This window comes from Paenibacillus jamilae (assembly GCF_050482105.1).
Taxonomy (GTDB): Bacteria; Bacillota; Bacilli; order Paenibacillales; family Paenibacillaceae; genus Paenibacillus; species Paenibacillus jamilae_B.
The window spans coordinates 111,113-135,232 of sequence record NZ_JBCNHI010000003.1 but is presented as its reverse complement, the minus strand read 5'-3'; the positions used below and the strand labels follow the sequence as shown (position 1 = coordinate 135,232).

Below are 24,120 nucleotides of genomic sequence, written 5' to 3'. Positions count from 1 at the left end.
GTATCGTTTCTTTTCTGCAAAGGACGGGTATTAATTGTCTAGTCCCGCATAGATTGACATAGGGGAAAAGGAGGTATGAGCATGTGGAATGGGATCAAGAAGCTATCTACACTAGCGGCGATCTTGCTGCTAGCGGTTATTGTAAGCGCATGCAATAGGAGTGACGCTTCAGGCAAGGTGCAAATTGAGTTTTTCCAAAACAAGCCGGAGGCCAAGGGTTCATTCGACAAGCTGATCGCACAATTCAATCAGGAACATCCCGATATTGAAGTGACACAGGTCAATCCGCCAGAGGCAGAAACGGTGCTATTGACCCGGGTGGTCAAAAACGATGTACCTGACATTGTGGGGCTTGGGGCCACCGATACCTACTCCATTTTGGCGCAAAGCGGTATTTTTACGGATCTGGCGAATACAGAATTACCGCGTACGGTGGACCCGATTTACCTCAAAATGCTGAAGGATGTGACCGGGGTCGATCCTGTGTATGGAATTCCTTATGCTGCGAATGCGAATGGTGTGATGTATAACAAGACGCTTTTTAAGGAAATGGGATTACAGGTGCCCAAAACATGGGATGAGTTGATTGCAACGGCGCAAAAAATCAAGGCTGCTGGCAAAATCCCGTTCTATTTTACATATAAAGATGATTGGCAAACGAACCTTCCTTTTAACGCACTGGGTCCGAACCTGGTGGGTATTGATTTTTTTCTGCAACGGCGTGAGAATCAGGTCACCTTTCAGGACAAGTACCGCGAGGTTGCGGAAAAGCAACTGGAGCTACTGAAATACGGACATAGTGATAACTTTGGCAAAAACTATGCTGACGGTAACCGTGCTTTCGCTAACGGACAGGGACTGATGTACATTCAGGGCTCATGGGCTATATCTGAAATTCGCAAAGCTAACCCGAAAGTGGAACTCGGATTTTTCCCATTCCCCACAGGGAACGACGCAAAGGCGGTCAAGCTGGTGTCTGGTATAGATACGCTATTGGCCGTTTCGGAAAGCACGCCGCATAAAAAGGAAGCTGAAGAGTTCATTGCCTTCCTATTGAAGCCGGAGAACAGCAAGCAATACATTACGGAACAAACATTGTTTTCAGCGGTGAAGGGAGTCACGCAGGATGATCCGAGTGTGGCAGAGCTGCTGCCGTATTTTAAATCAGGCCGTGTCATTGATTTTGCCGATCATTATATTCCCAAAGCGGTCCAATTGAATTCTATTGTGCAGGCTTTCCTGCAAAACGGAGATATCGACGCCTATCTAGCCAAGCTCGACCGTGAGTGGAATAAGGTAGCTAACCGCCGATAGGGGAGGAGGATGAGACATGAATAAGCGACTGACGACTTTTTACTGGATGACGCTGCCGGCGGTGTTATTGTTTTTTGTATTTTTGACCTTACCTGCCTTGCAGGGATTTTATTATTCGCTTACCAATTGGAATGGATTCGGGCATCAGTATCACTTTGTCGGATTTAAGAACTATATTAATTTGTTTCAGGACGACAATGTGGGTAATGCTTACTGGTTTACTTTCAAATTTGCGATTGTGGTTACCATTGCGATTAATATTCTCAGCTTGTTGATTGCCATGGGTCTGAACGCTAAAATACGGTTTCGCAACTTTTTTCGGGGGATTTATTTTTTGCCTAATATTTTGAGCGTATTGATTGTAGGTTACATATTTAATTACCTGTTCTCGAACGTGTTTACGATTTGGGGACAAAACCTGGGCATCAGTTCATTATCGACGAATATCCTGGGTAGCGAGCAGTTGGCTTGGGTGGGGGTGGTCATCGTAGCCGTATGGCAGGGCATTGCCTTTAATACGATTCTCTATCTGGCAGGACTGCAAACGATTCCGACTAGTCTGTATGAGGCATCCAACCTGGACGGTGCAGGTAAATGGCGCGAATTCTGGAGCATTACCTTTCCATTGATTGCTCCATTTTTTACGATCAATATGGTATTGGCGATGAAAAATTCTCTAATGGTATTCGATCAGATCGTGGCCTTGACGAATGGCGGACCAGGACGGGCCACGCAGTCGATTTCTCATCTGATATACACCGGGGGCTTTAGAGGCGGAGAATTTGCTTATCAGTCGGCTAACTCCGTGATTTACTTTATTGTGATCGCGATCATTTCCATCTTACAGCTGCGATTCCTCCAAAGAAGGGAGATGGATAACTGATGAAAGCAAGCAGACGTACCAACTGGCCTGTGCTGATTCTGGTAGCGTTGGGGACAATATTTATCTTGTTCCCTCTCTATATGACGGTGACGATTGCGCTTAAAAATCCTGAGCAGATGGCGCATTCCGCCTTTGCCTTTCCGACTGAGCTGCATTGGGAAAACTTTAGTCGTGCAGTGGAAATGACTAATTTTTTCAGTGCTTTTCGGAATAGTGTGATGGTGACGACATCGACGGTCGTACTCACTTTGCTCACCAATTCCATGGTTGCTTATGCGATTGCCCGTAATATGCAGCGGCGTTTCTTCAAGGGATTATATTTTTACTTTGTGAGCGCCATGTTTATTCCGTTCCCGATCATCATGCTGCCGATTGTAAAACTGGCCTCGGGCCTTCATATGACTAATCTGTTGGGTCTCATTATGCTGCATACGGTGTATGGTTTGGCGTTTAATGTCTTCGTGTATGTCGGTTATATTCGCTCCATTCCGGTGGCATTGGAAGAGGCAGCCACGGTAGATGGTGCGACGACATGGGGTACTTTTTGGCGCATTATTTTCCCGCTGATGGCGCCGATTAGTGCTACGGTGGGGATTCTCACTTGTCTGTCTACCTATAACGACTTCCTGCTGCCGCTCATTATTATCAGCGATGCGGAGCAATATACGCTACCGCTTGTTCAGTATGTGTTCCAGGGGCAGTTCAATACCGACTTTAATCTGGCCTTTGCCTCGTACTTGATGGCCTTGTTGCCGATGATTGTTGTCTACCTGATTGCTCAAAAATGGATTATCAATGGTGTTACGCAAGGTTCTGTGAAGTAGGGCGGGAGCCAATCATTTCAGGGAGACGTGCCTTCCTAGGAAAATAAAAAGGGGATCTCTATGCCATGGTTCACACAGGTATAGAGACCCCTCTTTTTATAGCGTTGCTATTTAGATGCTTTGCTGTTGCTTGTCAGTGGCTGCAAGGGTACGGTTGTCTCTGCTTCCGGGTCGTCCGTCGTGTAGTAGAACATATAGATAGAAGCTTCCTTCCCTTTGAAATTCTTGTAGACATCCACTGCCTTGTTATTGCCATCTCCGGCGAAATTGGCTGTGATCGGCTTGCCAATGATCCGCTCTTTATCCAGGCCAATATGCGTCTGGTTAATCCCTCCAAACCGAGCATCTTCGCTCTCTGTTTCCACAAACAAATCTGCCCCTTGTTTGTAATAGGTCCATTTCACAGGATAGCCACCGATTTGCGTGGTTAGCGTCTGCTTCTGGTCCGAAATATCAGTTAAACGCCGGGGCGTTTTGTCATCCGAATGGGTCGTAACCTTGTATTTTCCTGTAAATGTAATAGGAGTATCCTTGGTAATCACAAGATGGGCTGGTCGTTCAAAACGGATCGTGTACAGATCGTGTTCCTGATTAGGTGAAGACCAACGGTTACCCTCTAACGTTGTGCCGTTCACAGACAGAAAGTACTTTTGATAAGGTATCATGGCGAATTTCTCCTTGCTTCTGATCGTGACACGGATTTGTGTGGGTGTGACAATCATTTGTTTTAGCAAAACATTCCGATTGTCTTTTTCCAATGGGGTATTCAGCACACTTTTAATCGTCCCGCTTTCCATCTTCTTCTTGCTTAGCTGCAGGTCGAATTTTATGGGTTCATGTATACTTTTCTTGGTTTGCGCATATTGCAGTTTGAAAGCAGTCTGTCCTTCCGGTATATCTGCTTTAGAAAAATACTGCTGGGCTGTATACTCCCCGTTATCTCCGGGTTTGCCAAAAGTCCCCCCAGGCTGCGACATCACAGGCTTGCCGCCTTGGTAAGCAACGATTTGCGGATTATCCCATCTCTTGGGTATCGACGTATCGAAGGTGATTGCCGAGGACAGCATCAGCTTATCCTTCCCTTGTTGAAATACCTGTACCTTCATATCTTGTAAGCCGTTACGATCCAGCTTGAATGTCTGCATCTGAGGCGATGTGACATCGAGCGGCAATTCTAGTTCCTGAATGCTGGTGAGCTCTATATGATCTACGTTCAGCCGTACGTTCTCTGTTTCTTGCTGCGGTGTCCAGTCACTTTCAAAGTATCCGTTGTACCGTTGATTTTTCGGGTCCCATTGCTGAAAGTTATATTCTCCTGCACTGCTTTTTCCCGCAGCATTTTTAAGCGATACACCTTTGACATTCCAAAATTCGTTGTCTGCGCGTTTTCCGATCTCCAGGCTGTACAGAATCACGGTCCGGTTCTCATCGACAATAGCGGTATGCAGCGTCAGCTTCACTCCGTCTTTGGTTACGGATTGCTCCAACGGTTGCCCCAGGTCTTGAGCTAACGCCGTCTCAATTCCACTTCTTCCGTGCAGCAGATTGCCCCAGTTATAATGGATGGCGGCATAGACGGGAACGGCAACGAGGAGTGCGCTCAGCGAGGCGGCGATAGCTATTTTCCGCCAATTTCTATGGCGGTGCGGAGTGAATGAATCGGAAGCGTCGGTTAGCGTAGGGGCGGTATGTCCTGCCTGTTCCATCCGATTCCACATCTCATCAAAGTTAGGATAAGCCAATTCCGAATCATCATTTAACTTGCGCTTCAATGCCTTTTCTACGTTGTTCATGGTTCTCTCCTTCCAGCTTGGGAATCTGTGCGCCAGCCTCCCGCAGTATTTGTTCCATTAACTTTAGCCCTTTGTGTGTTCTGGATTTGACGGTCCCTAGTGGAATTTCCAGTAATTTGGATATTTCCACCAGCGTAAAATCGTGCATGTAGCGAAGTGTCAGCACAGCGCAGATTTTGGCCGGAAGGCGGTTCATGTAAACGGCCCATTCCTCAGCCGACTCGCGTTCCTCCACCTGCCTGTCCACAGGCTTGCCTTCTGTTCCAGTAAAGAGATGGGGATTAGCCGATACCTTCAAATGCAGGCTTTTTTGGCGTTTAAGATGGTTCAGACAATGATTGACCGTAACTTTCATGATCCAGGCTTTTAGTTGCTCGATATGCTCGCGATTGCTGTGAAACAGAGTAATAAACACTTCCTGCGTCAAATCCTCTGCATCCGAGGCGTTATGGACCATGTAGTAGCAGGTTCGGTATACATCCCGTTGATACAGATCAAACAACTCTCGATTACTTTGCAATGATGGCTCTCCTTTCTCGTGCAGTTTATCTATATAACAACTGGAGTCCTCAAAAGGTTCATTTGGTTATGAAAAATAAATCGTCTACTTCGAATGTGTCCATTTTTTCTCCAATGTACCACATAAAAAAAGAAGCCTGTAAATCTCAAAACTGCAGATTTACAGGCTTCTTGTATGTTTCAATGCTAGACCGCTAGACCCTACGGGATGAGCACTCTTTCGCGCAAGAGCACGTCAACGGATAGTTTGCGGGCATACTCTTGCTTAATCAGCTAGCCGTACAATTGTTCTACCCTGAGAACGGGCTGCGAGGATGTCTTCGAGTGCGCTTGGCAGGTCAGCCAAGCTGATTTCGCGCTCAACGAGCTGCTCTAGCTGCTCCGGCTTCCAATCACTGCCGAGATGCTTCCAGATCGCTACGCGGGTGTCATAGGGGCAGAAGACAGAGTCTATGCCCAGCAGATTTACACCGCGCAAAATAAACGGCAGTACCGTCGTAGGCAGCTTGGTGCCTGCTGTCAGGCCGCTCACAGCAACAGAGCCGTTGTAGGTGATCTGGCTGAGCAGCGAAGCGAGCGGCTTTCCGCCTACAGGATCAACAGCTGCTTGCCAAAGCTGCTTGCCTAGCGGTCGGATGCTCTCGCCACCGTCGTAGACCTCCTCACGCGAAATAACCTCGACTGCTCCGAGCGCCTTGAGGTAATCATGCGAATCAGCCTTGCCACTGCTGGCTACGACATGGTAGCCCCTCTTGTGCAGCAAGGTAATGGCAGCACCGCCTACGCCACCTGTCGCACCGGTGACGAGGACCTTACCCTTTTCCGGCGCAACGCCGTTTTGCTCCAGCCGATATAATGACAAGGCTGCGGTGAATCCGGCTGTCCCGAAAATCATCGCCTCTCTCAGCGTGAGTCCGTCTGGGAGCGGGACCACCCAGTCCGCAGGTACTCGCGCATATTGGCTGAATCCTCCGAATTGGGACACACCCAGCCCGTACCCGGTAACGAGTACCGCTTGTCCTTCGCTAAAGCGGCTATCCTCCGAAGAGACGACGGTTCCCGAGCAATCTATGCCGGGTACGAATGGATAGGCTTTGACAATATTGCCATCCTTGCGGGCGGCAAGCCCATCTTTATAGTTGATGCTGGAATAAGCGACACGAATCAATACCTCTCCAGCAGGTAAACTGCCAGTTTCCAAAGAACGAACCTCTGCTTGAACTTCACCGTCCTGCGTCTGATCGACGACAAGGGCATGAAATGACTGAGTCATCTGTAAGAGCCTCCTTTATTACCATTTAAGCCTATGAATGGCCTATATATTCCATCTCTAATATACAAATTATGCTTATGCAGCATACAACAAATCTGCATAGCCTGTCAGCGGCAATGCTCACAAGCTCTCAATCTATTATACCCTTTAGCTTATAATCACGTCGAAAATACCGGATTATGGATATATTCTTGCAATAATCTATTTCAATAAAGTTCGATAATCAATTATAAAGAGAGTGATAAATGAATTCTTACGCATTTTTCAAATCATTTTACGTAAACTGGATGTATTTTCAGAATGACTGTGCTAACATACCCTTTGATCGTTAAATATTCTATGAAGAAAGGTGAATGAATGACAACCAGAGCACTAAAAAATGGTTCGGTATTGTCCGAAGCCAAGGAACTGAATTTGTTCCGTTTGACATGGCCTATTTTCCTTGAATTATTCCTGTTTATGCTGATGGGAAGCGTCGATACATTCATGCTCAGCTCTGTATCTGATAATGCAGTGTCGGGTGTGGGCGCATCCAATCAAATTATTTCAATTGCCATCCTTGTATTAGAGGTTATCGGCAACGGCGCTGCTATCGTCGTAGCTCAATATATCGGTTCTAAGAAACTAGTCGAAGCGGCCCAGGTGACGGGTACGGCCATTACTCTGAATTTAATGGTAGGTCTTTTGCTAAGCGTCATTTTTCTTGTGTTTGGTACTCATATGTTGCAATGGCTGAATGTCCAGGGGGATATTCTGACTTATGCGGAATCCTATATGAGCATCGTCGGGGGAGCCATTTTCCTTCAGGCATTGATTAACTCGCTCGCAGCGACCATTCGTACGCACGGTTTTACCAAAGAAACGATGTATGTATCGGTTTTTATGAACGTGATCCACGTGGTCGGCAACTATGTTTTGATTTTGGGACATTGGGGAATGCCTAAACTTGGAGTAGAGGGTGCTGCCATTTCTACAGTAGGTAGCCGCTTTATTTGTCTCTTGATCTTCTTCTGGCTGATGTACCGGGTAACTGAGGTCCGTGTCGAGTGGAAATATTACGTCCATTTATCCAAAAAGTTTATCTTAAAAATATTGCGTATTGGTGTGCCATCTGCGCTGGAGTCCATCATGTATCAGTCGTGTCAGCTCATATTCACACTGTACGTGACCTATCTGGGTGCAGAAGCGATGGCGACACGTCAATACGCCAATAATATTTCGAGTTATATTTATTTGTTCAGTATGGCAGTTGGTATGGGAACGGCTATCGTAGTGGGAAGACTCGTGGGAGCCAGAGAGAAGGATACGGCTTATAAGCGTGTATTGAGCAGTGTGAAATGGGCGCTGCTCGTGACTGTGATCATTGATGCGATAGTTATCTTTTTCCGTGTACCCTTGCTCGGTTTGTTTACGGAAAACCCTGAGATTATTCGTTTGGGTGCACAGGTTATTTTACTTAGCATTCTGCTGGAAACGGGCCGGACGACGAATATCGTCATTATTAACTCGTTGCGTGCTGCTGGAGATGCCAAGTTCCCGGTCTTTATGGGCCTGATCTCCATGGTCTGCATGAGCTTGCCGCTGGGTTATTTGCTGGTGTTCAAGCTGGATATGGGACTCGCTGGTGTGTGGTTGGCGATTGCTGCTGATGAATGGACTCGCGCTGTCATTATGTATGCCCGCTGGAGAAGCCGGTTATGGGAAAAGCATTCGCTGGTCGAGCACGATGCACCGGATCAGCCTGCAACGCCTGTTCCCGCACACTAATTTCGGTTAGCTGGAACATAGCTTTTCGATAGAGTTGTATACGTGGAGGCAGTTCAAGAGAACATCTTGAGCTGCCTCTTTTTGCTGCATAGAGAGGAAATAGCAGAAACCCCCAAATTATATATGGAAAACGGAATAGGGGGAATGGTGCTGTACAAGTGAAGCGTGGCACCCTTCGTCCGCGCAGTGGCACCACAGGTAAACTTTAAGCTCAGAGCATATCATCATGGCATTCATAAATAGAAGTGTGGTAAATTTACTAAAAAAAAGATATACTTTTGTTGCACTAACGCAGTACATGAAAGACAAGGAGTGTACCGATGAAGAAGCCAACGATTGAAGATGTTGCCCAGAAGGCGGGAGTGTCTAAAAGCACGGTCTCGCAATTTCTGAACAAACGATATAAATATATGAGCGACCAAACCAAAGACCGGATCGCCGAGGTTATTCAAGAGCTGAATTATCAGCCTAACGGGCTGGCCCGCAGCTTGAAGCAAAACCGGACATTTATGGTGGGAGTCATTGTAGCCAACATTGATTACACGCTGTCGATTCAGTCTATCCGTGCGATTGAGGAGGAATTGCAGCGCTTTGGCATTCAGGTGATCATTTGCAACGCCGATGAAAACCCTGACAAGGAAAGTCAGTATATTGAGATGCTCAAGGCCCGTCAAGTGGACGGCTTAATCATCTTCCCGACAGGAAAGCATGCAGACATTTACAACCAACTCATTCGTGAAAAATATCCGTTGGTGTTTTTGGATCGCTTGGTGGATGGTGTCAATACACGCAGCCTGCTGTTGGATAACGAAATGGCAATTAAGCTGGCGATTCAGGAGCTTGTGGTTCACAAACATGAACGAATTGCGCTGATTACCCTGCCCCTTGGCTTAAATCGGATTACTCCACGAGTGGAGCGGCTCAGCGGATATAAAAAGGCGCTGGAGGAGCATGGCCTGCCATTTCGTGAAGAATATACGCACAGCGTGCCGAGAGAAGAAATCCAGCAGACGCTGAAGGAGCTATTCCAACTGCCGGAGCCGCCGACTGCGTTGTTGGCCGGGAATGATATCGTGTTGGCTGAGGTGTTGAAGTATGTGAATGCCCGTCGCATACGTATTCCGGCAGAACTGTCCATTATCGGGATTGACGATGCGGAGTTTGCCCATATTTACAATCCACCGATTACGACCATTACACAACCGATTGCGGATATGGGGAAGCAAGCGGCAAAAACGCTGCTGTCCAGCATTGAGGAAGGCGGCGAGTCGGTTCCGATTATTTATCGATTTGTGCCGGATATCAATCGGGGGGAATCTGTCAAAACGCTGTAAACGAGCACCATGTCACATATTATAAAAATAGCCCGTATTCCTTTGTACAACCTGAGTATGCGCATGCTGCTCAGGTCACACAAATGTGGATACGGGCTATTGGAAGTTAAGGCTGACTTTGGATCTGGCCTTGTTGAGCTTGCGCTCATAACGGTGAAGGTTATGCGGGGAATGGACCCAGACTAATTTGTGCTGGCGCTGAGCAAAAAAGCTTCCAGTTCGGCTCGCGTCGGATAGCCATCCATGTCTCCAGCCGACATGACAGCCAGTGCGCCAAGTGCATTCCCTCGCTTGACCGCTTCTGCCAGGGATAAGCCCTCCAGCAGAGCGCTGATCACACCTGCGGCAAAGCCGTCACCTGCGCCGACAGTATCCACAACATGATCTACGCGGAAACGCTTGACATATCCCTCCGCATCTGCGGATTTGTAATAGGCGCCTTCGGTTCCCAGCTTGATGATCACCAGCGAGGTGCCGCGATCGAGGTAGAATGAAGCGATATCTTCAGGTGAAGTATAGCCTGTTAGTATTTTACCCTCGTGAATGCCTGGCAGCAGCCAGTCGCACCCCTCAGATGCTTCGTTAATCGCCTTCACCATCGTTTGTGTGTCAGGCCATAACTTAGGTCTGAGGTTGGGATCGAAGGATACAGTTTTGCCTGCCTTTTTCATAAACTGCTTCGCATGTCGGGCAAAGTCGCGACATTCAGGTGAAAGTGCGACAGAAATACCTGTAAAGTGCAAGTGGCGAGCCCCAGCAAAGTAAGCTTCGTTAAAATCAGAGATGCTCAGTGTGGAAGCGGCGGAATGCTTGCGAAAATATTCGACCTCAGGGTCGCCGCTGGTAACCTTAGATTTTATTAGCATCCCGGTAGAGTGATCTTTGGTAAACATGACATTTTGAGTGTCAATCTTCTCCTGACGGAGTGCATCGGCAATGAACTTGCCGAACGTATCCTCGCCGAGCTTGGTCACAAGCCCAGCTCGTAGTCCCAAACGCGACAAACCGGCCGAAACATTTGTCTCCGCCCCGGCCAGCGCTTTGGTGAATGAACGCACCTCATCCAGAGAGCCTGCTTCATTGGCATAAAACATGGCCATAGGTTCTCCGAAGGTGACAGCATCCAATGTTGCGGTCATTTGAATTCCTCCTTATGTTTAGTAAACTTAATCTGTAAGCGTATGCACCACTTGAATAAAATGAAATTATCACATAAATCGGTTTTTCACAATGAGTAAGTTGATATATTTGCTAAAAACTTTTTGGGGAATATAGATAAAAAAATGTATTCTTGTTTATCAAAAGGTAAAAAACGTGTAAAAATTCGCGATTATTAAGGATTTTTCTAGGAATAATGAAGTTTTGGGTTGACACCCTCTTAGATAATTATTACAATTCTAGCTAAGAAGTAGAGTTAGAAACCGCTTTTATAACAATTCCGTTGATAAAAAAGTTTATCTAAACAGGAGGAATGTTTTTATGGAAATGCGTTATTCAACTCATCCCGAACATGCCAAGCATTTTACAACTGAAGAGTTGCGTCAGCACTATCTGATCCAGGAGCTTTTTGTACCTGAGGAAGTAAAGCTGGTTTATACGCATGAAGATCGTGTTATTATCGGGGGCATTCATCCCGTGAATAAATCTGTTGCACTGGAAGGCAGCGATCAAATCAAAGCGGATACTTTCCTGGAGCGCCGCGAACTGGGTGTGTTTAATGTTGGCGGCAGCGGTACGGTTAAGGTGGATGGTGAAACCTACGAGCTGGCCACAAAGGACTGTCTCTACGTAGGTAAAGGTGCCAAGGAGTTGATCTTTGAAAGCGATTCCAGCGTAAAACCTGCGAAATTTTATATCGTTTCAGCCTTGGCTCATACCACGTATCCAACGGCAAAGCAGTCTTTTGCCGATGTGCCGTCTGAAAGTTTGGGTTCGCAGGAAACAGCCAATAACCGCACGTTACGCCGCTTTATCCATGACGAAGGCATTCAAAGCTGCCAACTGGTTATGGGTATGACCACGCTGGAAAACGGCAGTGTGTGGAACTCCATGCCGACCCATGTTCATGACCGTCGCATGGAAGTGTATTTCTATTTTGAACTGGACGAAAACGCCAGAATGTTCCACCTGATGGGTGAGCCGAACGAAACACGCCATCTGGTCATGAAAAATGATGAAGCCGTTATTTCTCCGCCTTGGTCTATCCATTGCGGTGCAGCTACAGGCAGCTATACCTTCATTTGGGGCATGGCCGGTGAAAATAAAACATACAAAGACATGGATCAGGTAGCCATGAGCGAGCTGCGTTAATCCGGTCATTGCATTGGAGCGTAGGCCTGCAAGCGGCTGAGGAACCATGGTCATCCCATTCGTGGAAAGGATCAGGAACATGACGAAAAAGAAAGTTTTGGAGCATATCACTTCGGTTGGTGTTGTCGCAGTCATTCGGGGAAATACAGCGGAGGAAGCGTATCAAATGTCCAAAGCCTGTATTGAAGGCGGCTTGGATAATATTGAGCTTACGTTTACCACACCGGATGCAGATCAGGTCATTCGAAGATTGAGAGACGAATTTAAGGATCGGGCCGTTATTGGTGCAGGAACTGTACTGGAGTCACTGACGGCGAGAATTGCCATTCTGGCCGGAGCAGAATTTGTCGTGAGTCCTTCTTTTGAAGAAGAAACAGCGAAGCTCTGCAATTTGTATGCGATTCCTTATATGCCTGGCTGCATGACGCTGAATGAGATCAAGGAAGCTATGAAATTGGGTAGTGATGTCGTGAAGTTGTTCCCGGGCAACACGATGGGTGCGGACTTTGTTAAGGCTGTCAGAGGACCAATGCCCCACGTACAGATTATGCCAACCGGTGGCGTTGATCTGGATAATATGGAAACCTGGCTGCGTAACGGATGTGTGGCCGTGGGCATTGGAGGCAATCTGACGGCTCCAGCCAAGGAAGGCCGCTACGACTTGATCACAGAAAATGCAGCGCGTTATGTAGCCAAATACAAAGAAGTACGTGCAGCGTTGTAGGCTTCAGAAAAATAGGGTTTTATACTAATTGGTGATGGAGGCGTAGGCATGGGTCTGAACGATTTTTCATTGGATTTTTTCAGTCTAAAAGGTAAAACGGCGATTGTAACAGGGGGCAACAGTGGCTTAGGTCAAGGATATTCTGTAGCTTTGGCCAAAGCAGGCGCAAACCTGTTCATTGTAGCTAACAATGATGATTATGAAGAAACAAGACGTCTGCTGGAGCCAACGGGTGTGAAGTTTGCTTTTCACCAGGCTGACCTGACTGAAAAAGCATCCCTTAAAAAACTCGTAGAAGAGTGCATCAAGGAATTTGGCAAAATTGATATCCTTGTCAATAATGCGGGTACGATTCGTCGCGCTCCTTTACTGGAGTATAAAGATGAAGATTGGGACGCTGTTATGGAGATCAACCTGAATGCTGTATACCATTTGAGCCAGGAAGTGGCGAAGATAATGGTAGAGCAAAAAAGCGGGAAGATTATCAATGTTGCTTCTATGCTTGCTTTCCAGGGCGGTAAGTTCGTTCCGCCGTATACAGCAAGTAAGCACGCCGTGGCTGGCATAACCAAGGCATTTGCGAACGAATTGGCGGTTCATAACGTGCAGATTAATGCGATTGCCCCGGGTTATATTGCTACGGCGAACACAGCTCCAATTCGTGCGGATGAGAATCGCAATCAAGAGATTTTGTCACGTATTCCTGCGGGTCGTTGGGGTGATCCGTCTGACCTGATGGGGGTTGTTGTTTTCCTCGCCAGCCAAGGTTCAGACTACATGAACGGTCATATCTTGGCGGTGGATGGCGGCTGGCTGGTACGTTAACAGCGCCGATCACATCGAAGCAATGAACTGAAAGCTGCCTCAAAAGGAACTTGTCCTTTCAGGCAGCTTTTATTTGTTTGATGAACCTGTAAGCTGAATATGAAGATTTGGGGCGTTGTGTCGATCCGTCCTATGCATATGGCACGAATGCCTTTATAATTTAATGAGATAAAAATTGCCTAGGCTCCAGCCGTTACACTTGGTTGGAGCCTTTGAGCATAATACAGAATGGATTGGAGAATGGAGAGATGAGTTCACAGCAACACCAACGAGCTTTAGTATACAAATCGTTATGGCATGCCGGTCCTTGGCTGCTTGCCGCAGGGATCATCCTGGTAGGTGCCAATCTGCGCGCCTCGATTACTTCGGTAGGACCTCTTATCGGTTTAATTAAGGATTCTTTGCATATTTCGAATACACTAAGTGGTCTGTTAACGACATTACCGCTGCTTGCTTTTGCACTGCTGTCGCCTTTTGTAGCCAAACTGTCGCGCCGCTTCGGGTCGCCGCTTGTTATTTTTGCAGCCTTACTGCTGTTGACCGCAGGTATTGTGGTGCGCTCGACGCTGGGAGTGACTGCACTATTTGTCGGGACTGCGATGCTGGGACTAGCTATTGCTGTGTGCAATGTTTTGCTGCCGAGCTTGATCAAAGAGGAGTTTCCCCGCAACAGCGGACTGATGACTGGCGTATATTCCGTATCCATGAATGTGGTCGCTGCAACAGCATCCGGTCTGAGTATACCGCTGGCTCTGAACGGAGGGATGGGCTGGCGCGGTGCTTTGGGAATATGGGGAATCGTGGGTGTCATAGGTATTTTACTCTGGGTGCCCCAGCTTCTGAAAGTGCGCCGAACGGCTAACCAAGCGGCAGTGTCTGCCCGAACGGTGAATGTGTATAAATCGTCTTTGGCTTGGAAGGTAACGCTGTTTATGGGACTGCAATCTGCCCTCTTTTATGTTCCTGCTGCCTGGTTTCCCGAAATGATGAGCGGACAGGGAATGAATTCAGAGACTGCGGGATGGATGCTGTCTGTGATGCAATTTTCACAAATGCCATTTACTTTTATTGTGCCAATTTGGGCGGCGCGAGTGAAGGATCAGCGGATTTTGGTTCTGATTATGGCTGTGCTCTATTTTATCGGTCTGGGTGGATTTCTGATTGGGGCTACACAGTGGAGTGTAATTTGGGTCATTTGTATGGGTGTAGCCGGTGGTTTCGCTTTCCCGCTAGTCATGATGTTCTTCAATTTGCGGACGCGGACACCGCAGCAGGCTGCAGAGCTGTCAGGTATGGCGCAATCCTTTGGTTATTTGCTGGCAGCGACAGGGCCGACACTATTCGGTTATTTACATGATGCGACACAAGGTTGGACAATTCCGCTGCTTTTACTCTTGTGCTTGAGTGTTCTGCTTATGTTTACAGGACTGGGAGCAGCCAAGAAACGATATGTCGGAGGCGAGGTGGATGATCAGGCTGCAATTTGATGCAGATGGCTATAGTGTAGTCTATAATGCAGATCGTGTTATGTTGTTGGCTAAAGAGTTTGCGTTGTTGCGCTTTTTATACGATAACCGGAATCAAGTGTTCACCCGGGAGCAACTGCTGGATCGTGTGTGGCCACTGGAATATCCAGTGGAGCGTACAGTGGATGATCATATCTACAGATTGCGCAAAAAACTTAAGTCATGGACGGGACTCCGTATTCATACGGTTAGAGGATATGGCTACAGCTTAACCCTGACTGGCATACAACCGCGAAATCATCCTTCTTTGCACGATCAGGAAGTGCAGGACGCCGTTCATGGACTTTTCCGAAAATATCACCTGCTGGGACAGGGCGGTTCCATCAAAGCACTGGCTGAACAGCAGGAGCAGATGGGTTTCCAAATGTCTGCCTATTATCAAATGTATACCCGTTTTGTACAGGCGGATGTGGCGTGGTTCTTAAAGCAAGAGGATTTCGCCCCCGCAGACCGTCTGTACTGGATGCTATTGCTATATACAGGCACAGCGGGGGTAACGGATCACGGGCTTGCTCTATGTGAGCGTGCGCTTATTAGCGGATTGCTGTCCAGTGATCAAGAGCGTGAATTGCGCATCCTTAATATCCTGGAGGCTTATGTGGAAAATGGACAACCTGAACGCGCACAGGTAGGTCTACCCCTGACCCTCAAGGTCATGGAGCGGGATGATCTCGATAAATTTGTGATGCCGGTTGCGCTCATGGAGATGTACATGTATCTGGTCGCCAATCATATGGAAAAGGCTACCGAACTGTCTGATCGTCTGGAAGGCATGCTGTCGGAAGCTCCGTATTTGCGCGAACTGGGCCGTTATCGCATGATGCGCGGACTTATGCTTTTGCGTACTGGAGATGTGGACCAGGCCGAGCGGCTCATGGATGAGGGGCTGGTCACCCTTGATATGGCAAAACAGGAACTGCTAAAGATCAAAGCGGTTAGTCAAATTCGCAGTTTCTTAAAGCTGTGCGGCCCGTATCCTATGCTGGAAGAGAAGTATGCGGCTCAATACGATCAACTTGATCGGGACAATAGCTTAACACTGCATCGTTCGGCGCTGAGGTGCTGGCTGGAGCAGATCCTTTTTGTGGCCTGATTTTTTTAGCTGTCTGATTTTCCTCTGATATAGGCCCGCTAGAATGTTCTTATTGCTAAAGAAGCAGAAAATGAGAGCAGGGTGAGTAGAAATGAAGGAAAATAAAGAATTGCAATCCACGCCTAGCATTTGGCGTAATGGTCGTTTTCGGCGGATGTTTGCGGCACATACCGCTGCTTCCTTTGGCGATTGGTTCGATGCTATCGCCATTCAGGTGCTTGTAGCTTACCGCTGGGAAGCGGATCCCATGCTGATTGCGCTGATCCCGGTAGTTATGGCGCTACCGGGTCTGCTGCTCGGTTCCATTGCGGGCACGTTAGCCGACCGGGTACATAAGGCCCGACTGATGATCGGCTGCGATGCGGCTATCGCCTTATTGACGCTGGCCATTCTCGCCGTCCCTGGTCCGGCGTGGCTGCTGCCTTTGCTTGGTTTGCGCGCGGCAGCTGGCGTATTCCAGATGCCTTCACAGCAAGGCTTGACCCGTACAGTAGTCGCCAGTGGCGATCTGTTCCGTGCAACCTCACTAAATGGGCTGGTCAACCAGGCTTCCAAAGTAGCGGGACCGTTGCTGGGCGCCTTGACCTTGACTGTGTTGTCCCCGCAAGCATGCATTATCCTGAATGCACTGCTGCGCCTCTGCTCCGGCCTCTTACTATGGCCGCTTCGTGGCATCGGCCCGGCGCTGGCCAGCACAGACCAGCAAGCGATTGCTGACGAGCAGCTAGAAAAATCGACATCGGTTACAGCGCATGAGTCCGATGATGCCAAGATACAGGCGGAGCCTGCTCGCGCGTCCCGTTTTTTCAGCCAGTGGCGGGAGGGATGGTCATTCCTCTGGCGCAGTCGAATGCTATTGCACACCCTCGTATTCGGGCTATTCGGCTTGATCGCCATTCTTATGATCGACTACCAGTTTCCTACGCTGCTGCGAGTGCTCGCCCCAGGCAACGAATCGCTGCTCGGCTGGCTAGTTTCAGCTATAGGTGCTGGCGCAGTCGGCTGTATGCTTGTGCTTAATCGCTTGAATCGTATAAGTGCAGGCTGGGGACTCGGTGGAGGGTATGTACTGATTGGCGGAGCGATTGCCGCTTTAGGCTGGGCGCAACCCGGGACAGGACTACCCGTACTGCTTACGATCGGGGCCATGCTAGGTGTGGGGAATGGTCTGTACATTATCACCCAGAATTACATATTACAAGCCAAAACCCCTGCTGATATGGTGGGGCGTGTCTTCGGTATTCAAAGTACCGTGATTGGAGCGATCATGGTCATTTCGCCGCTTGCCGGGGGCGTATTGATCCGAATAGCAGGGGCAGGAACGGCTTTTGTCTGGATCGGGATGACTGTTGGAATCCTGGGTTTGGCAGGACTTCTGCTTCAATCCGTAATTTGGCGCGAGTCTCTTGCTGATCCTACCCCTTCGACTGAACAAAATGTCGATCTAGCGTAATCGTTTGCTTCCATCTAAACAATTTATATTATTGCAGCATCAATATTTTTAGCATAGGAGAGATCATGTTGACTGAAAATTATTCGTCCGCAACGCCAGTGGCACGACTGCTTGAAGGATCACGAGTGTACTTGCGTCCCATTAACGTGGAGGACACCGAGCTGTATTATAATACGTTGTTTCATCAGGAAGTGCGGAGGCTGACGGGCACACAGAGAAGCTTTACCAAAGAGCAAATTGCTCGTTATATAGAAGCCAAAGGGCAGGATTCCTCAAGCCTGCTGCTGCTCATTGCACTTCAGGAAGATGATCGTGTCATCGGGGATATTGCGCTACAGGATATGGACAGCCTGAATCGCAGCGCCAACATCCGTATTGCGATCAATGAGCAGGGGAATCAAGGTAAAGGCTACGGCACCGAAGCGCTTGTGCTCATGCTAGGCTATGGATTCGGCATTTGTAACCTGCATCGGATTGAGCTGAATGTATTTGATTTTAATGAACGGGCCATCCGTTGCTATGAAAAAGTAGGCTTTAAACGTGAAGGTGTGCAGCGGGATGCTCTATTTTATAATCATCAATACCACGATTCGATTTTGATGAGTATGCTGCAGCATGAATACTGTGCCCGGTATGTGGAAAAAACAAAAAGTTGACTCAATGACGTTTACAGGGGTTTAAAGAAGAGATATAATTAAATGATAAAGTTACTTGTTTGCGCAAGGATGACCGACAACATCAAATGAATATATGAATTATCGGAGGAGCCTGTCACCAAGGCTCCTTTATGCCTTTTTAGGGGAACCTGTGCTGTATGCGGGTTTCCCTTTTTATTTTGCGAGTTGTTGGTCTGTTTAAGGTCAGACACATATTTTGGATGATTGTTCTGCATTTTATGGTTATCCGTTTTCTTCAATTGTAGATGCTGCGCAAATGAGTTTAGGGATTAAATAAAAGGAGGCTATGAGCCATGCAATTTATTTTGTATCTTCTTTTGATTCTATTGTTTACAAAAATAGCCGGTCATCTATCAGTTAAGCTCGGTCAACCTGCGGTATTGGGGAAGCTGATCGCTGGTATCGTACTGGGCCCGGCAGTTTTGGGATGGGTGCAAAATGATTCGCTGATTCATGACATGTCTGAAATCGGCGTGTTGCTGTTGATGTTCATTGCCGGGCTGGAAACGGATCTGGATCAGCTTCGGCGCAACTGGAAGCCTGCGGTAGCAGTGGCTGTCGGGGGTATTATTTTGCCGTTACTCTGTGGTTTTGGGGTTGGTGAAGCCTTTGGGTTTTCAGTGCATGAAGGATGGTTTTTGGGGATTGTCTTGAGCGCAACTTCCGTAAGCATTACGGTGCAGGTGCTCAAGGATATGAACAAGCTGAATACCCGAGAAGGCTCGACCATTTTGGGCGCAGCGGTATTGGACGATGTGCTCGTCGTGGTGCTGCTTGCGGTCATGATGAGTATATTCGGTATGGGTGGAGAAACTTCGCTGGGACTTCTTGTTGGCAAAAAGCTAGTTTTCTTCGTAGTAGCTATTTTGGGTGGCTGGTTTGTTGTTCCATGGATTATGAAAATACTTGCCCCTCTCAAAGTGACAGAAGCTGTGATTACTGCTGCGTTGGTCATTTGCTTCGGTTTTGCGTATTTTGCAGATTTGATGGGTATGGCGGGCATTATTGGAGCTTTTGCTGCGGGGATTGCCATTTCGCAAACAAGCTTTAAGCATGTCGTAGAAGAAAAGGTGGAGCCCATTGCTTATTCCATCTTTGTTCCTGTATTTTTTGTCAGCATTGGCTTAAATGTATCTTTTGAGGGAGTGGGGCAACAGCTTGGGTTTGTTGTTGTTTTGACATTGATAGCACTGGTGACGAAGTTGGTCGGAGGAGGCATCGGTGCACGGCTGACAGGTTTTAATACCCGTTCCTCGCTTGCGATTGGTTCTGGCATGATATCTCGCGGAGAAGTTGCACTTATTATCGCAGCCACGGGGTTACAAACAGGCCTGCTGGCACAACAGTATTTTACATCAGTCATCATTGCCGTTATTTTGACGACTTTGGCTGCACCTCCAATTCTTAAGCTAAGTTTTAGTGACAGGAAGGCTGTAAGCCAAGTTAAACAGTAGAAGATTGGACGAACCAGACATACAGTAAGACCCTTCTGATTCATTTTCCCAGCAGGATGGAAAGTGATCGAAGGGTCTTTTATGTCGGAATGTTCAGTTCAGTCGCAGAATTAGGACTCGGACACGACAGTGAAACGTTGGTTCAAATGTTGTGGTTTTTCGATTTCGTCAACTACGGCAACTGCATAATCCTCATAGCTGACATAGCTTGCACCTTTGGAATTAACCAGCAGTGTGTCTTTGCCCACTTGGTAAGAGCCTGTACGTTGGCCCAGAGCAAATTCCGCGGAAGGACTAATGAACGTCCAGTTCAGGTCGCTGGTGCCGCGTAGAATCTCGAGGTTTTTCCCTTGGTTATGAGCTGTTGGATATACAAAATCAGGGAATTCGGGGGTATCCTTGACCAAGAGCGTCTGGGACTCATCCGTAAACAAGCTGCCTGCACCACCTACGACAATCAGGCGAGTACCGGATACATGGCGGAGAGCCTCAATCAGCACGTTACCTGCATCTACATGCAGATGCTCTTGTCCGAGAGGAGCGGCAAAAGCATTAACAACGACGTCAAAGCCCTTCAGATCATCTGTTTTCAGATCAAAAATGTCCTTTTGTACTACAGCAGCACGCTTGTCCGTTACTTTAGCCGGATCACGGACGATGGCGGTGACTTCATGCCCTCTGTCTAATGCTTCTTTTACGATATTACTTCCTGCTTTACCGCCTGCACCAATAACTGCAATTTTCATAATAGAATAGCCTCCTATAAATAGTTTGGGTGATATATTGGCTTGATTCATGCGTTGCATGATGTTCATACTTGAACTTTAACATGTAACTATTATAGTTACAATATAAAATAAAAGTCAAGCTCTTCTGACGGGCAAACTAAAGTCCTCCGATTGGAAAGAGAGGAACTCGTTTAAATATAAGGTGATACTGAATGAGTAAATGTAAACCATATTGAATACATGTAGACCGCAAATAAGAAAGGAAGAGTGAAACGATATGAGTAAAAAAGTACAGCTGGAGCCCGCAGCGCAAAAATTCGCAGACGATAATGCCAAGCCTCCGTTTTTGTATGATTTGGGCCCTGAAAAAGGACGTGAAACGGTCAATGAGGTTCAATCCGGTCCAGCAGATAAACCTGCCGCAGATCTGGAGGATCTGTCGATTCCAGGTGGCCCTGGCGGTGAGGTAAAGGTCAGAATTGTTCGTCCCCAACAGGTGACAGGCGATCTCCCGGTCATTGTATATATCCACGGAGCAGGCTGGGTATTCGGTAACGCTCATACGCATGATCGTCTGATTCGTGAACTGGCGGTGGGCTCACAGGCAGCCGTTGTATTCCCGGAATACAGCTTGTCGCCTGAAGCCAAATATCCAACGGCGATTGAGGAAATTTACGCGGTCGTCCAATGGGTGGCACAGCACGGGCGCGAGCATGGGCTGAAGCCCGATACGCTGACGATTGCCGGAGATAGTGTCGGTGGTAACATGACCGCAGCTGTAACTCTGCTGGCCAAAGAACGCAGTGGCCCTGCCATTCGGCAGCAGCTGTTATTCTATCCGGTGACCGACGCTTCTTTTGATACGGAGTCGTACCATGAGTTCGCGACAGGGTACTTCCTGAGTCGCGAAGGCATGCAATGGTTCTGGGATCAATATACGACAGATCCCAACGAACGGGCGCAGATCACGGCGTCCCCATTACGTGCCACTATTGACCAGCTCAAAGGTCTACCACGTGCACTGGTTATTACAGGCGAGGCCGATGTATTGCGTGATGAAGGGGAAGCCTATGCGAACAAGCTGCGTGAAGCAGGGGTAGATGTAACCGCTGCTCGCTTTCAGGGCATCATACATGACTTCGTGATGCTGAACCCATTGTCAGAAACTGTGGCCAAGCGTGGTGCGATCATGCTTGCCACCTCGTGGCTGCGCCAAGGATTTGAGGGCTAGATTACTATAAAGCAATGCAAATGGCTCCTTTATTTGTGATCTGATCGTGTCCTATAAAGGATGAGGCTGTCTTCTCCTGTAGATTCTAAAGCAGGGGGGGCGGCCTTTATACATATCTCCATTGAAACCGCTTCACGTTCGTCGAACAGAGTGATAATATAAAATTTGAACGAGTTTGACCGACATTTGGCCTAAGGGGGATATCCATGCCATTTCAGGGACAACGCATTTTACCTGCAGCTAAGCATATGAAGCAATTGGAGCATATTTTGGACAGCTCTTATGAGTATGCTGTTTTTCTGGATACGCACGTAGCGCAGCTGCGCAACCTATATCAGATGGCAAGGAGCCGCAATAAACAGATGCTTCTGCATGCCGACCTGGTGCAAGGATTGAAAAATGACGAGTACGCCGCTGAGTATTTGTGCCAGGAGATTAAGCCATTTGGGATTATCTCGACCCGTTCCGGGGTCATTGCGACCGCCAAAAAAAAAGGGATTCTTGCTGTACAGCGAGTGTTCCTGCTGGATACGATTGCGCTGGAAAAAAGCTACGCACTGGTGGAAAAAATGCGCCCCGATTATATTGAGGTGCTGCCCGGCGTTGTGCCACCGATGATTGCGGAGGTTAGTGAGCGTACGGGTATTCCAATTTTGGCAGGCGGGCTTATTCGTACCCCTGAGGATGTGGAAGCGGCATTGGCAGCTGGAGCCGCAGCTGTTACGACCTCCAATAAACAGCTGTTTGAGCACTATAAACGATAGCTTTTATTTGAATCAAGTGGGCGACCTACATAACCAGCAAGGAGATTGGAAAATGACAGAGCAGTACATTCTTGCCCTGGATCAGGGCACAACCAGTTCGCGGGCTATCTTGTTTAATCGGCAGGGAAAAGTAGTGTACAAGGCACAGCGGGAGTTCCCGCAGTATTTCCCCCAGCCGGGATGGGTAGAGCACAACGCGAATGAAATATGGAGCTCTATTTTGGCCGTCATCGCCTCCTGTCTGTCGGAATCAGGTGTGAAAGCCAGCCAAATTGCTGGGATAGGCATTACCAATCAACGGGAAACCGTGGTGGTATGGGATAAGCATACAGGTCTGCCTGTATATCACGCGCTGGTATGGCAGTCACGGCAAACGGCCGCGATTTGCGAGGACTTGAAAAGCCGTGGGCTTGATCAAACTTTTCATAGTAAAACTGGCTTACTCATTGATCCCTACTTTTCGGGTACCAAAGTCAAATGGATACTCGACAACGTGGAAGGAGCGCGAGCCCAGGCGGAGCGCGGTGAGCTGTTGTTCGGTACAATCGATACCTGGCTGATCTGGAGACTGTCCGGCGGTAAAGCGCATGTAACGGACTACTCTAACGCTGCTCGTACGTTAATGTACAACATTTATGATCTGAAATGGGATGAGGAGCTGCTGGATATTCTCGGCGTTCCTGCGTCTATGCTGCCTGAGGTAAAATCGTCCTCCGAAATATATGCGAATACAGTGGATTATCATTTTTTTGGACAGGAAATTCCCATTGCCGGAGCGGCGGGCGATCAGCAAGCAGCTTTGTTCGGTCAGGGCTGCTTTGACCAGGGCATGATTAAAAATACATACGGTACGGGATGCTTTATGCTGATGAATACTGGAGATGAACCCTGTGAATCGAAGCATGGATTGATTACGACCATTGCATGGGGGTTGAACGGTCAGGTGAAGTATGCGTTGGAGGGCAGCATTTTTGTAGCCGGGTCTGCTATTCAGTGGCTGCGAGACGGGCTGCGTATGTTCCGCGAGGCCAAAGATAGTGAAGCGTATGCGGCGCGGGTGACCTCGACGGAGGGGGTATATTTTGTCCCGGCCTTTGTGGGGCTTGGCAGTCCGTACTGGGATAGCGACGTGCGCGGCGCGACCTTTGGCTTGACGCGGGGAACGTCCAAGGAGCATTTTATCCGAGCGGTACTGGAATCACTGGCCTACCAGACCAAAGATGTTCTAACCGCTATGGCGAGCGACTCGGGTGTACCTGTGCGCTCATTACGTGTAGATGGGGGTGCAGTGATGAACGAGTTCCTGATGCAGTTCCAGAGCGATATTCTGGGTCTGCCTGTGGAACGACCTGCTGTGAACGAGACCACTGCACTGGGGGCGGCGTATTTGGCAGGGCTGGCAGTCGGCTTCTGGGACAGTTTGGATGAAGTCCGGGGATATGCTCAAAGTGACCGAACCTTTACTCCAACCATGAGCGAAGAGGTGCGGGCTGAACGATATGGTGGCTGGAAAAAGGCGGTCCATGCCGCAATGGCGTTCAAGTAAAAGTGTTTTTACGAGAGCAGGCAGTCATCTGGCAACAGGCAGATTTCCCTTTTCATCGTGAAGGGTGTGTGCTACGATATAG

Annotated in this window: 22 protein-coding genes; 17 read left to right on the top strand and 5 right to left on the bottom strand. The window is 48.1% G+C overall.

The genetic code is table 11. The features are described from left to right. Positions 1-81: 81 nt before the first annotated feature. The 3 genes from ABEW32_RS01870 to ABEW32_RS01860 are packed head-to-tail and all read left to right on the top strand — an operon-like array spanning position 82 to position 3,021. On the top strand, positions 82-1,314 hold the full coding sequence (locus ABEW32_RS01870) for an ABC transporter substrate-binding protein (RefSeq protein ID WP_430184180.1): 1,233 nt from the start codon (positions 82-84) through the stop codon (positions 1,312-1,314). A 16-nt stretch (positions 1,315-1,330) separates the two neighbouring features. Continuing rightward, a complete protein-coding gene (locus ABEW32_RS01865; RefSeq protein ID WP_430184178.1) occupies positions 1,331-2,197 on the top strand; it encodes a carbohydrate ABC transporter permease in 867 nt (288 codons plus the stop codon). Further along, positions 2,197-3,021: a carbohydrate ABC transporter permease gene (locus ABEW32_RS01860; protein ID WP_430184176.1), complete on the top strand. Its 825-nt coding sequence runs from the start codon at positions 2,197-2,199 to the stop codon at positions 3,019-3,021. The genes ABEW32_RS01865 and ABEW32_RS01860 overlap by 1 nt, the downstream gene beginning before the upstream one ends. 107 nt (positions 3,022-3,128) lie before the next feature. Here the strand turns inward: ABEW32_RS01860 and ABEW32_RS01855 are convergent, their stop codons facing one another. The 3 genes from ABEW32_RS01855 to ABEW32_RS01845 all read right to left on the bottom strand — a co-directional run bounded on the left by ABEW32_RS01855 (position 3,129) and on the right by ABEW32_RS01845 (position 6,606). Continuing rightward, positions 3,129-4,814 carry a DUF4179 domain-containing protein gene (locus ABEW32_RS01855; RefSeq protein ID WP_430184174.1) on the bottom strand — a complete coding sequence of 562 codons (1,686 nt, stop codon included), beginning with the start codon at positions 4,812-4,814 and terminating at the stop codon, positions 3,129-3,131. Further along, positions 4,774-5,334, bottom strand: coding sequence for an RNA polymerase sigma factor (locus ABEW32_RS01850; RefSeq protein ID WP_430184172.1), 561 nt, complete (start codon positions 5,332-5,334; stop codon positions 4,774-4,776). Before ABEW32_RS01850 ends, ABEW32_RS01855 begins: the two co-directional genes overlap by 41 nt. Before the next feature lie 264 nt (positions 5,335-5,598). Continuing rightward, positions 5,599-6,606, bottom strand: coding sequence for an acrylyl-CoA reductase family protein (locus ABEW32_RS01845; RefSeq protein WP_430184170.1), 1,008 nt, complete (start codon positions 6,604-6,606; stop codon positions 5,599-5,601). A gap of 357 nt (positions 6,607-6,963) precedes the next feature. Here ABEW32_RS01845 and ABEW32_RS01840 point away from each other — a divergent pair, with 357 nt between their 5' ends. The 3 genes from ABEW32_RS01840 to ABEW32_RS01830 all read left to right on the top strand — a co-directional run bounded on the left by ABEW32_RS01840 (position 6,964) and on the right by ABEW32_RS01830 (position 9,893). Continuing rightward, the gene (locus ABEW32_RS01840; RefSeq protein ID WP_430184168.1) at positions 6,964-8,373 is read left to right on the top strand and encodes an MATE family efflux transporter; all 1,410 of its coding nucleotides are present in this window, start codon (positions 6,964-6,966) and stop codon (positions 8,371-8,373) included. A 320-nt stretch (positions 8,374-8,693) separates the two neighbouring features. Beyond that, positions 8,694-9,707 (top strand): LacI family DNA-binding transcriptional regulator, encoded by a 1,014-nt coding sequence (locus ABEW32_RS01835; protein WP_430184166.1) that lies wholly within the window; start codon positions 8,694-8,696, stop codon positions 9,705-9,707. Between the two features lie 9 nt (positions 9,708-9,716). Continuing rightward, entirely contained in the window at positions 9,717-9,893 is a 177-nt protein-coding gene (locus ABEW32_RS01830; RefSeq protein WP_430184164.1) for a hypothetical protein, read from the top strand. On the opposite strand, the gene ABEW32_RS01825 is transcribed toward ABEW32_RS01830, so the two are convergent. After that, complete coding sequence (locus tag ABEW32_RS01825) at positions 9,890-10,846, bottom strand: sugar kinase (RefSeq protein ID WP_430184162.1); 957 nt, start codon at positions 10,844-10,846, stop codon at positions 9,890-9,892. The genes ABEW32_RS01830 and ABEW32_RS01825 overlap by 4 nt on opposite strands. 340 nt (positions 10,847-11,186) lie before the next feature. Between ABEW32_RS01825 and kduI the strand changes: the two genes are divergently transcribed. The 8 genes from kduI (at position 11,187) to ABEW32_RS01785 (ending at position 19,769) form a co-directional block, all read left to right on the top strand. Further along, positions 11,187-12,017 (top strand): 5-dehydro-4-deoxy-D-glucuronate isomerase, encoded by an 831-nt coding sequence (kduI, locus tag ABEW32_RS01820; RefSeq protein ID WP_430184160.1) that lies wholly within the window; start codon positions 11,187-11,189, stop codon positions 12,015-12,017. 79 nt (positions 12,018-12,096) lie between these two features. Continuing rightward, positions 12,097-12,741 (top strand): bifunctional 2-keto-4-hydroxyglutarate aldolase/2-keto-3-deoxy-6-phosphogluconate aldolase, encoded by a 645-nt coding sequence (locus ABEW32_RS01815; RefSeq protein WP_013373614.1) that lies wholly within the window; start codon positions 12,097-12,099, stop codon positions 12,739-12,741. 48 nt (positions 12,742-12,789) lie between these two features. After that, positions 12,790-13,566 (top strand): 2-dehydro-3-deoxy-D-gluconate 5-dehydrogenase KduD, encoded by a 777-nt coding sequence (kduD, locus tag ABEW32_RS01810; protein WP_290409740.1) that lies wholly within the window; start codon positions 12,790-12,792, stop codon positions 13,564-13,566. A gap of 248 nt (positions 13,567-13,814) precedes the next feature. Then, on the top strand, positions 13,815-15,053 hold the full coding sequence (locus ABEW32_RS01805) for a CynX/NimT family MFS transporter (RefSeq protein ID WP_430184158.1): 1,239 nt from the start codon (positions 13,815-13,817) through the stop codon (positions 15,051-15,053). After that, entirely contained in the window at positions 15,034-16,185 is a 1,152-nt protein-coding gene (locus ABEW32_RS01800; RefSeq protein WP_430184156.1) for a winged helix-turn-helix domain-containing protein, read from the top strand. Before ABEW32_RS01805 ends, ABEW32_RS01800 begins: the two co-directional genes overlap by 20 nt. Before the next feature lie 91 nt (positions 16,186-16,276). Then, a complete protein-coding gene (locus tag ABEW32_RS01795; RefSeq protein ID WP_430184154.1) occupies positions 16,277-17,638 on the top strand; it encodes an MFS transporter in 1,362 nt (453 codons plus the stop codon). Between the two features lie 65 nt (positions 17,639-17,703). Next, positions 17,704-18,294, top strand: coding sequence for a GNAT family N-acetyltransferase (locus ABEW32_RS01790; RefSeq protein ID WP_430184152.1), 591 nt, complete (start codon positions 17,704-17,706; stop codon positions 18,292-18,294). Positions 18,295-18,608: 314 nt separating this feature from the next. Continuing rightward, the gene (locus ABEW32_RS01785; protein WP_430184150.1) at positions 18,609-19,769 is read left to right on the top strand and encodes a cation:proton antiporter; all 1,161 of its coding nucleotides are present in this window, start codon (positions 18,609-18,611) and stop codon (positions 19,767-19,769) included. A gap of 110 nt (positions 19,770-19,879) precedes the next feature. Here the strand turns inward: ABEW32_RS01785 and ABEW32_RS01780 are convergent, their stop codons facing one another. After that, on the bottom strand, positions 19,880-20,515 hold the full coding sequence (locus tag ABEW32_RS01780; RefSeq protein ID WP_430184147.1) for an NAD(P)-dependent oxidoreductase: 636 nt from the start codon (positions 20,513-20,515) through the stop codon (positions 19,880-19,882). A 259-nt stretch (positions 20,516-20,774) separates the two neighbouring features. Here ABEW32_RS01780 and ABEW32_RS01775 point away from each other — a divergent pair, with 259 nt between their 5' ends. The 3 genes from ABEW32_RS01775 to glpK all read left to right on the top strand — a co-directional run bounded on the left by ABEW32_RS01775 (position 20,775) and on the right by glpK (position 24,038). Further along, positions 20,775-21,728 (top strand): alpha/beta hydrolase, encoded by a 954-nt coding sequence (locus ABEW32_RS01775; protein ID WP_430184145.1) that lies wholly within the window; start codon positions 20,775-20,777, stop codon positions 21,726-21,728. 206 nt (positions 21,729-21,934) lie between these two features. Further along, positions 21,935-22,492 carry a glycerol-3-phosphate responsive antiterminator gene (locus ABEW32_RS01770; RefSeq protein WP_430184143.1) on the top strand — a complete coding sequence of 186 codons (558 nt, stop codon included), beginning with the start codon at positions 21,935-21,937 and terminating at the stop codon, positions 22,490-22,492. 52 nt (positions 22,493-22,544) lie between these two features. After that, the gene (gene glpK / locus ABEW32_RS01765) at positions 22,545-24,038 is read left to right on the top strand and encodes a glycerol kinase GlpK (RefSeq protein ID WP_430184141.1); all 1,494 of its coding nucleotides are present in this window, start codon (positions 22,545-22,547) and stop codon (positions 24,036-24,038) included. Positions 24,039-24,120: the final 82 nt, after the last annotated feature.

Coding starts and splice junctions, on each gene's coding strand:
- ABEW32_RS01840 (WP_430184168.1), top strand. CDS start 6,964: ATGACAACCAGAGCACTAAAAAATGGTTCGGTATTGTCCGAAGCCAAG.
- ABEW32_RS01845 (WP_430184170.1), bottom strand. CDS start 6,606: ATGACTCAGTCATTTCATGCCCTTGTCGTCGATCAGACGCAGGACGGT.
- ABEW32_RS01775 (WP_430184145.1), top strand. CDS start 20,775: ATGAGTAAAAAAGTACAGCTGGAGCCCGCAGCGCAAAAATTCGCAGAC.
- kduD (WP_290409740.1), top strand. CDS start 12,790: ATGGGTCTGAACGATTTTTCATTGGATTTTTTCAGTCTAAAAGGTAAA.
- ABEW32_RS01865 (WP_430184178.1), top strand. CDS start 1,331: ATGAATAAGCGACTGACGACTTTTTACTGGATGACGCTGCCGGCGGTG.
- ABEW32_RS01825 (WP_430184162.1), bottom strand. CDS start 10,846: ATGACCGCAACATTGGATGCTGTCACCTTCGGAGAACCTATGGCCATG.
- ABEW32_RS01795 (WP_430184154.1), top strand. CDS start 16,277: ATGAAGGAAAATAAAGAATTGCAATCCACGCCTAGCATTTGGCGTAAT.
- ABEW32_RS01815 (WP_013373614.1), top strand. CDS start 12,097: ATGACGAAAAAGAAAGTTTTGGAGCATATCACTTCGGTTGGTGTTGTC.
- ABEW32_RS01860 (WP_430184176.1), top strand. CDS start 2,197: ATGAAAGCAAGCAGACGTACCAACTGGCCTGTGCTGATTCTGGTAGCG.
- glpK (WP_430184141.1), top strand. CDS start 22,545: ATGACAGAGCAGTACATTCTTGCCCTGGATCAGGGCACAACCAGTTCG.
- ABEW32_RS01780 (WP_430184147.1), bottom strand. CDS start 20,515: ATGAAAATTGCAGTTATTGGTGCAGGCGGTAAAGCAGGAAGTAATATC.
- ABEW32_RS01870 (WP_430184180.1), top strand. CDS start 82: ATGTGGAATGGGATCAAGAAGCTATCTACACTAGCGGCGATCTTGCTG.
- ABEW32_RS01770 (WP_430184143.1), top strand. CDS start 21,935: ATGCCATTTCAGGGACAACGCATTTTACCTGCAGCTAAGCATATGAAG.
- ABEW32_RS01790 (WP_430184152.1), top strand. CDS start 17,704: ATGTTGACTGAAAATTATTCGTCCGCAACGCCAGTGGCACGACTGCTT.
- ABEW32_RS01800 (WP_430184156.1), top strand. CDS start 15,034: ATGATCAGGCTGCAATTTGATGCAGATGGCTATAGTGTAGTCTATAAT.
- kduI (WP_430184160.1), top strand. CDS start 11,187: ATGGAAATGCGTTATTCAACTCATCCCGAACATGCCAAGCATTTTACA.
- ABEW32_RS01785 (WP_430184150.1), top strand. CDS start 18,609: ATGCAATTTATTTTGTATCTTCTTTTGATTCTATTGTTTACAAAAATA.
- ABEW32_RS01805 (WP_430184158.1), top strand. CDS start 13,815: ATGAGTTCACAGCAACACCAACGAGCTTTAGTATACAAATCGTTATGG.
- ABEW32_RS01830 (WP_430184164.1), top strand. CDS start 9,717: ATGTCACATATTATAAAAATAGCCCGTATTCCTTTGTACAACCTGAGT.
- ABEW32_RS01835 (WP_430184166.1), top strand. CDS start 8,694: ATGAAGAAGCCAACGATTGAAGATGTTGCCCAGAAGGCGGGAGTGTCT.
- ABEW32_RS01855 (WP_430184174.1), bottom strand. CDS start 4,814: ATGAACAACGTAGAAAAGGCATTGAAGCGCAAGTTAAATGATGATTCG.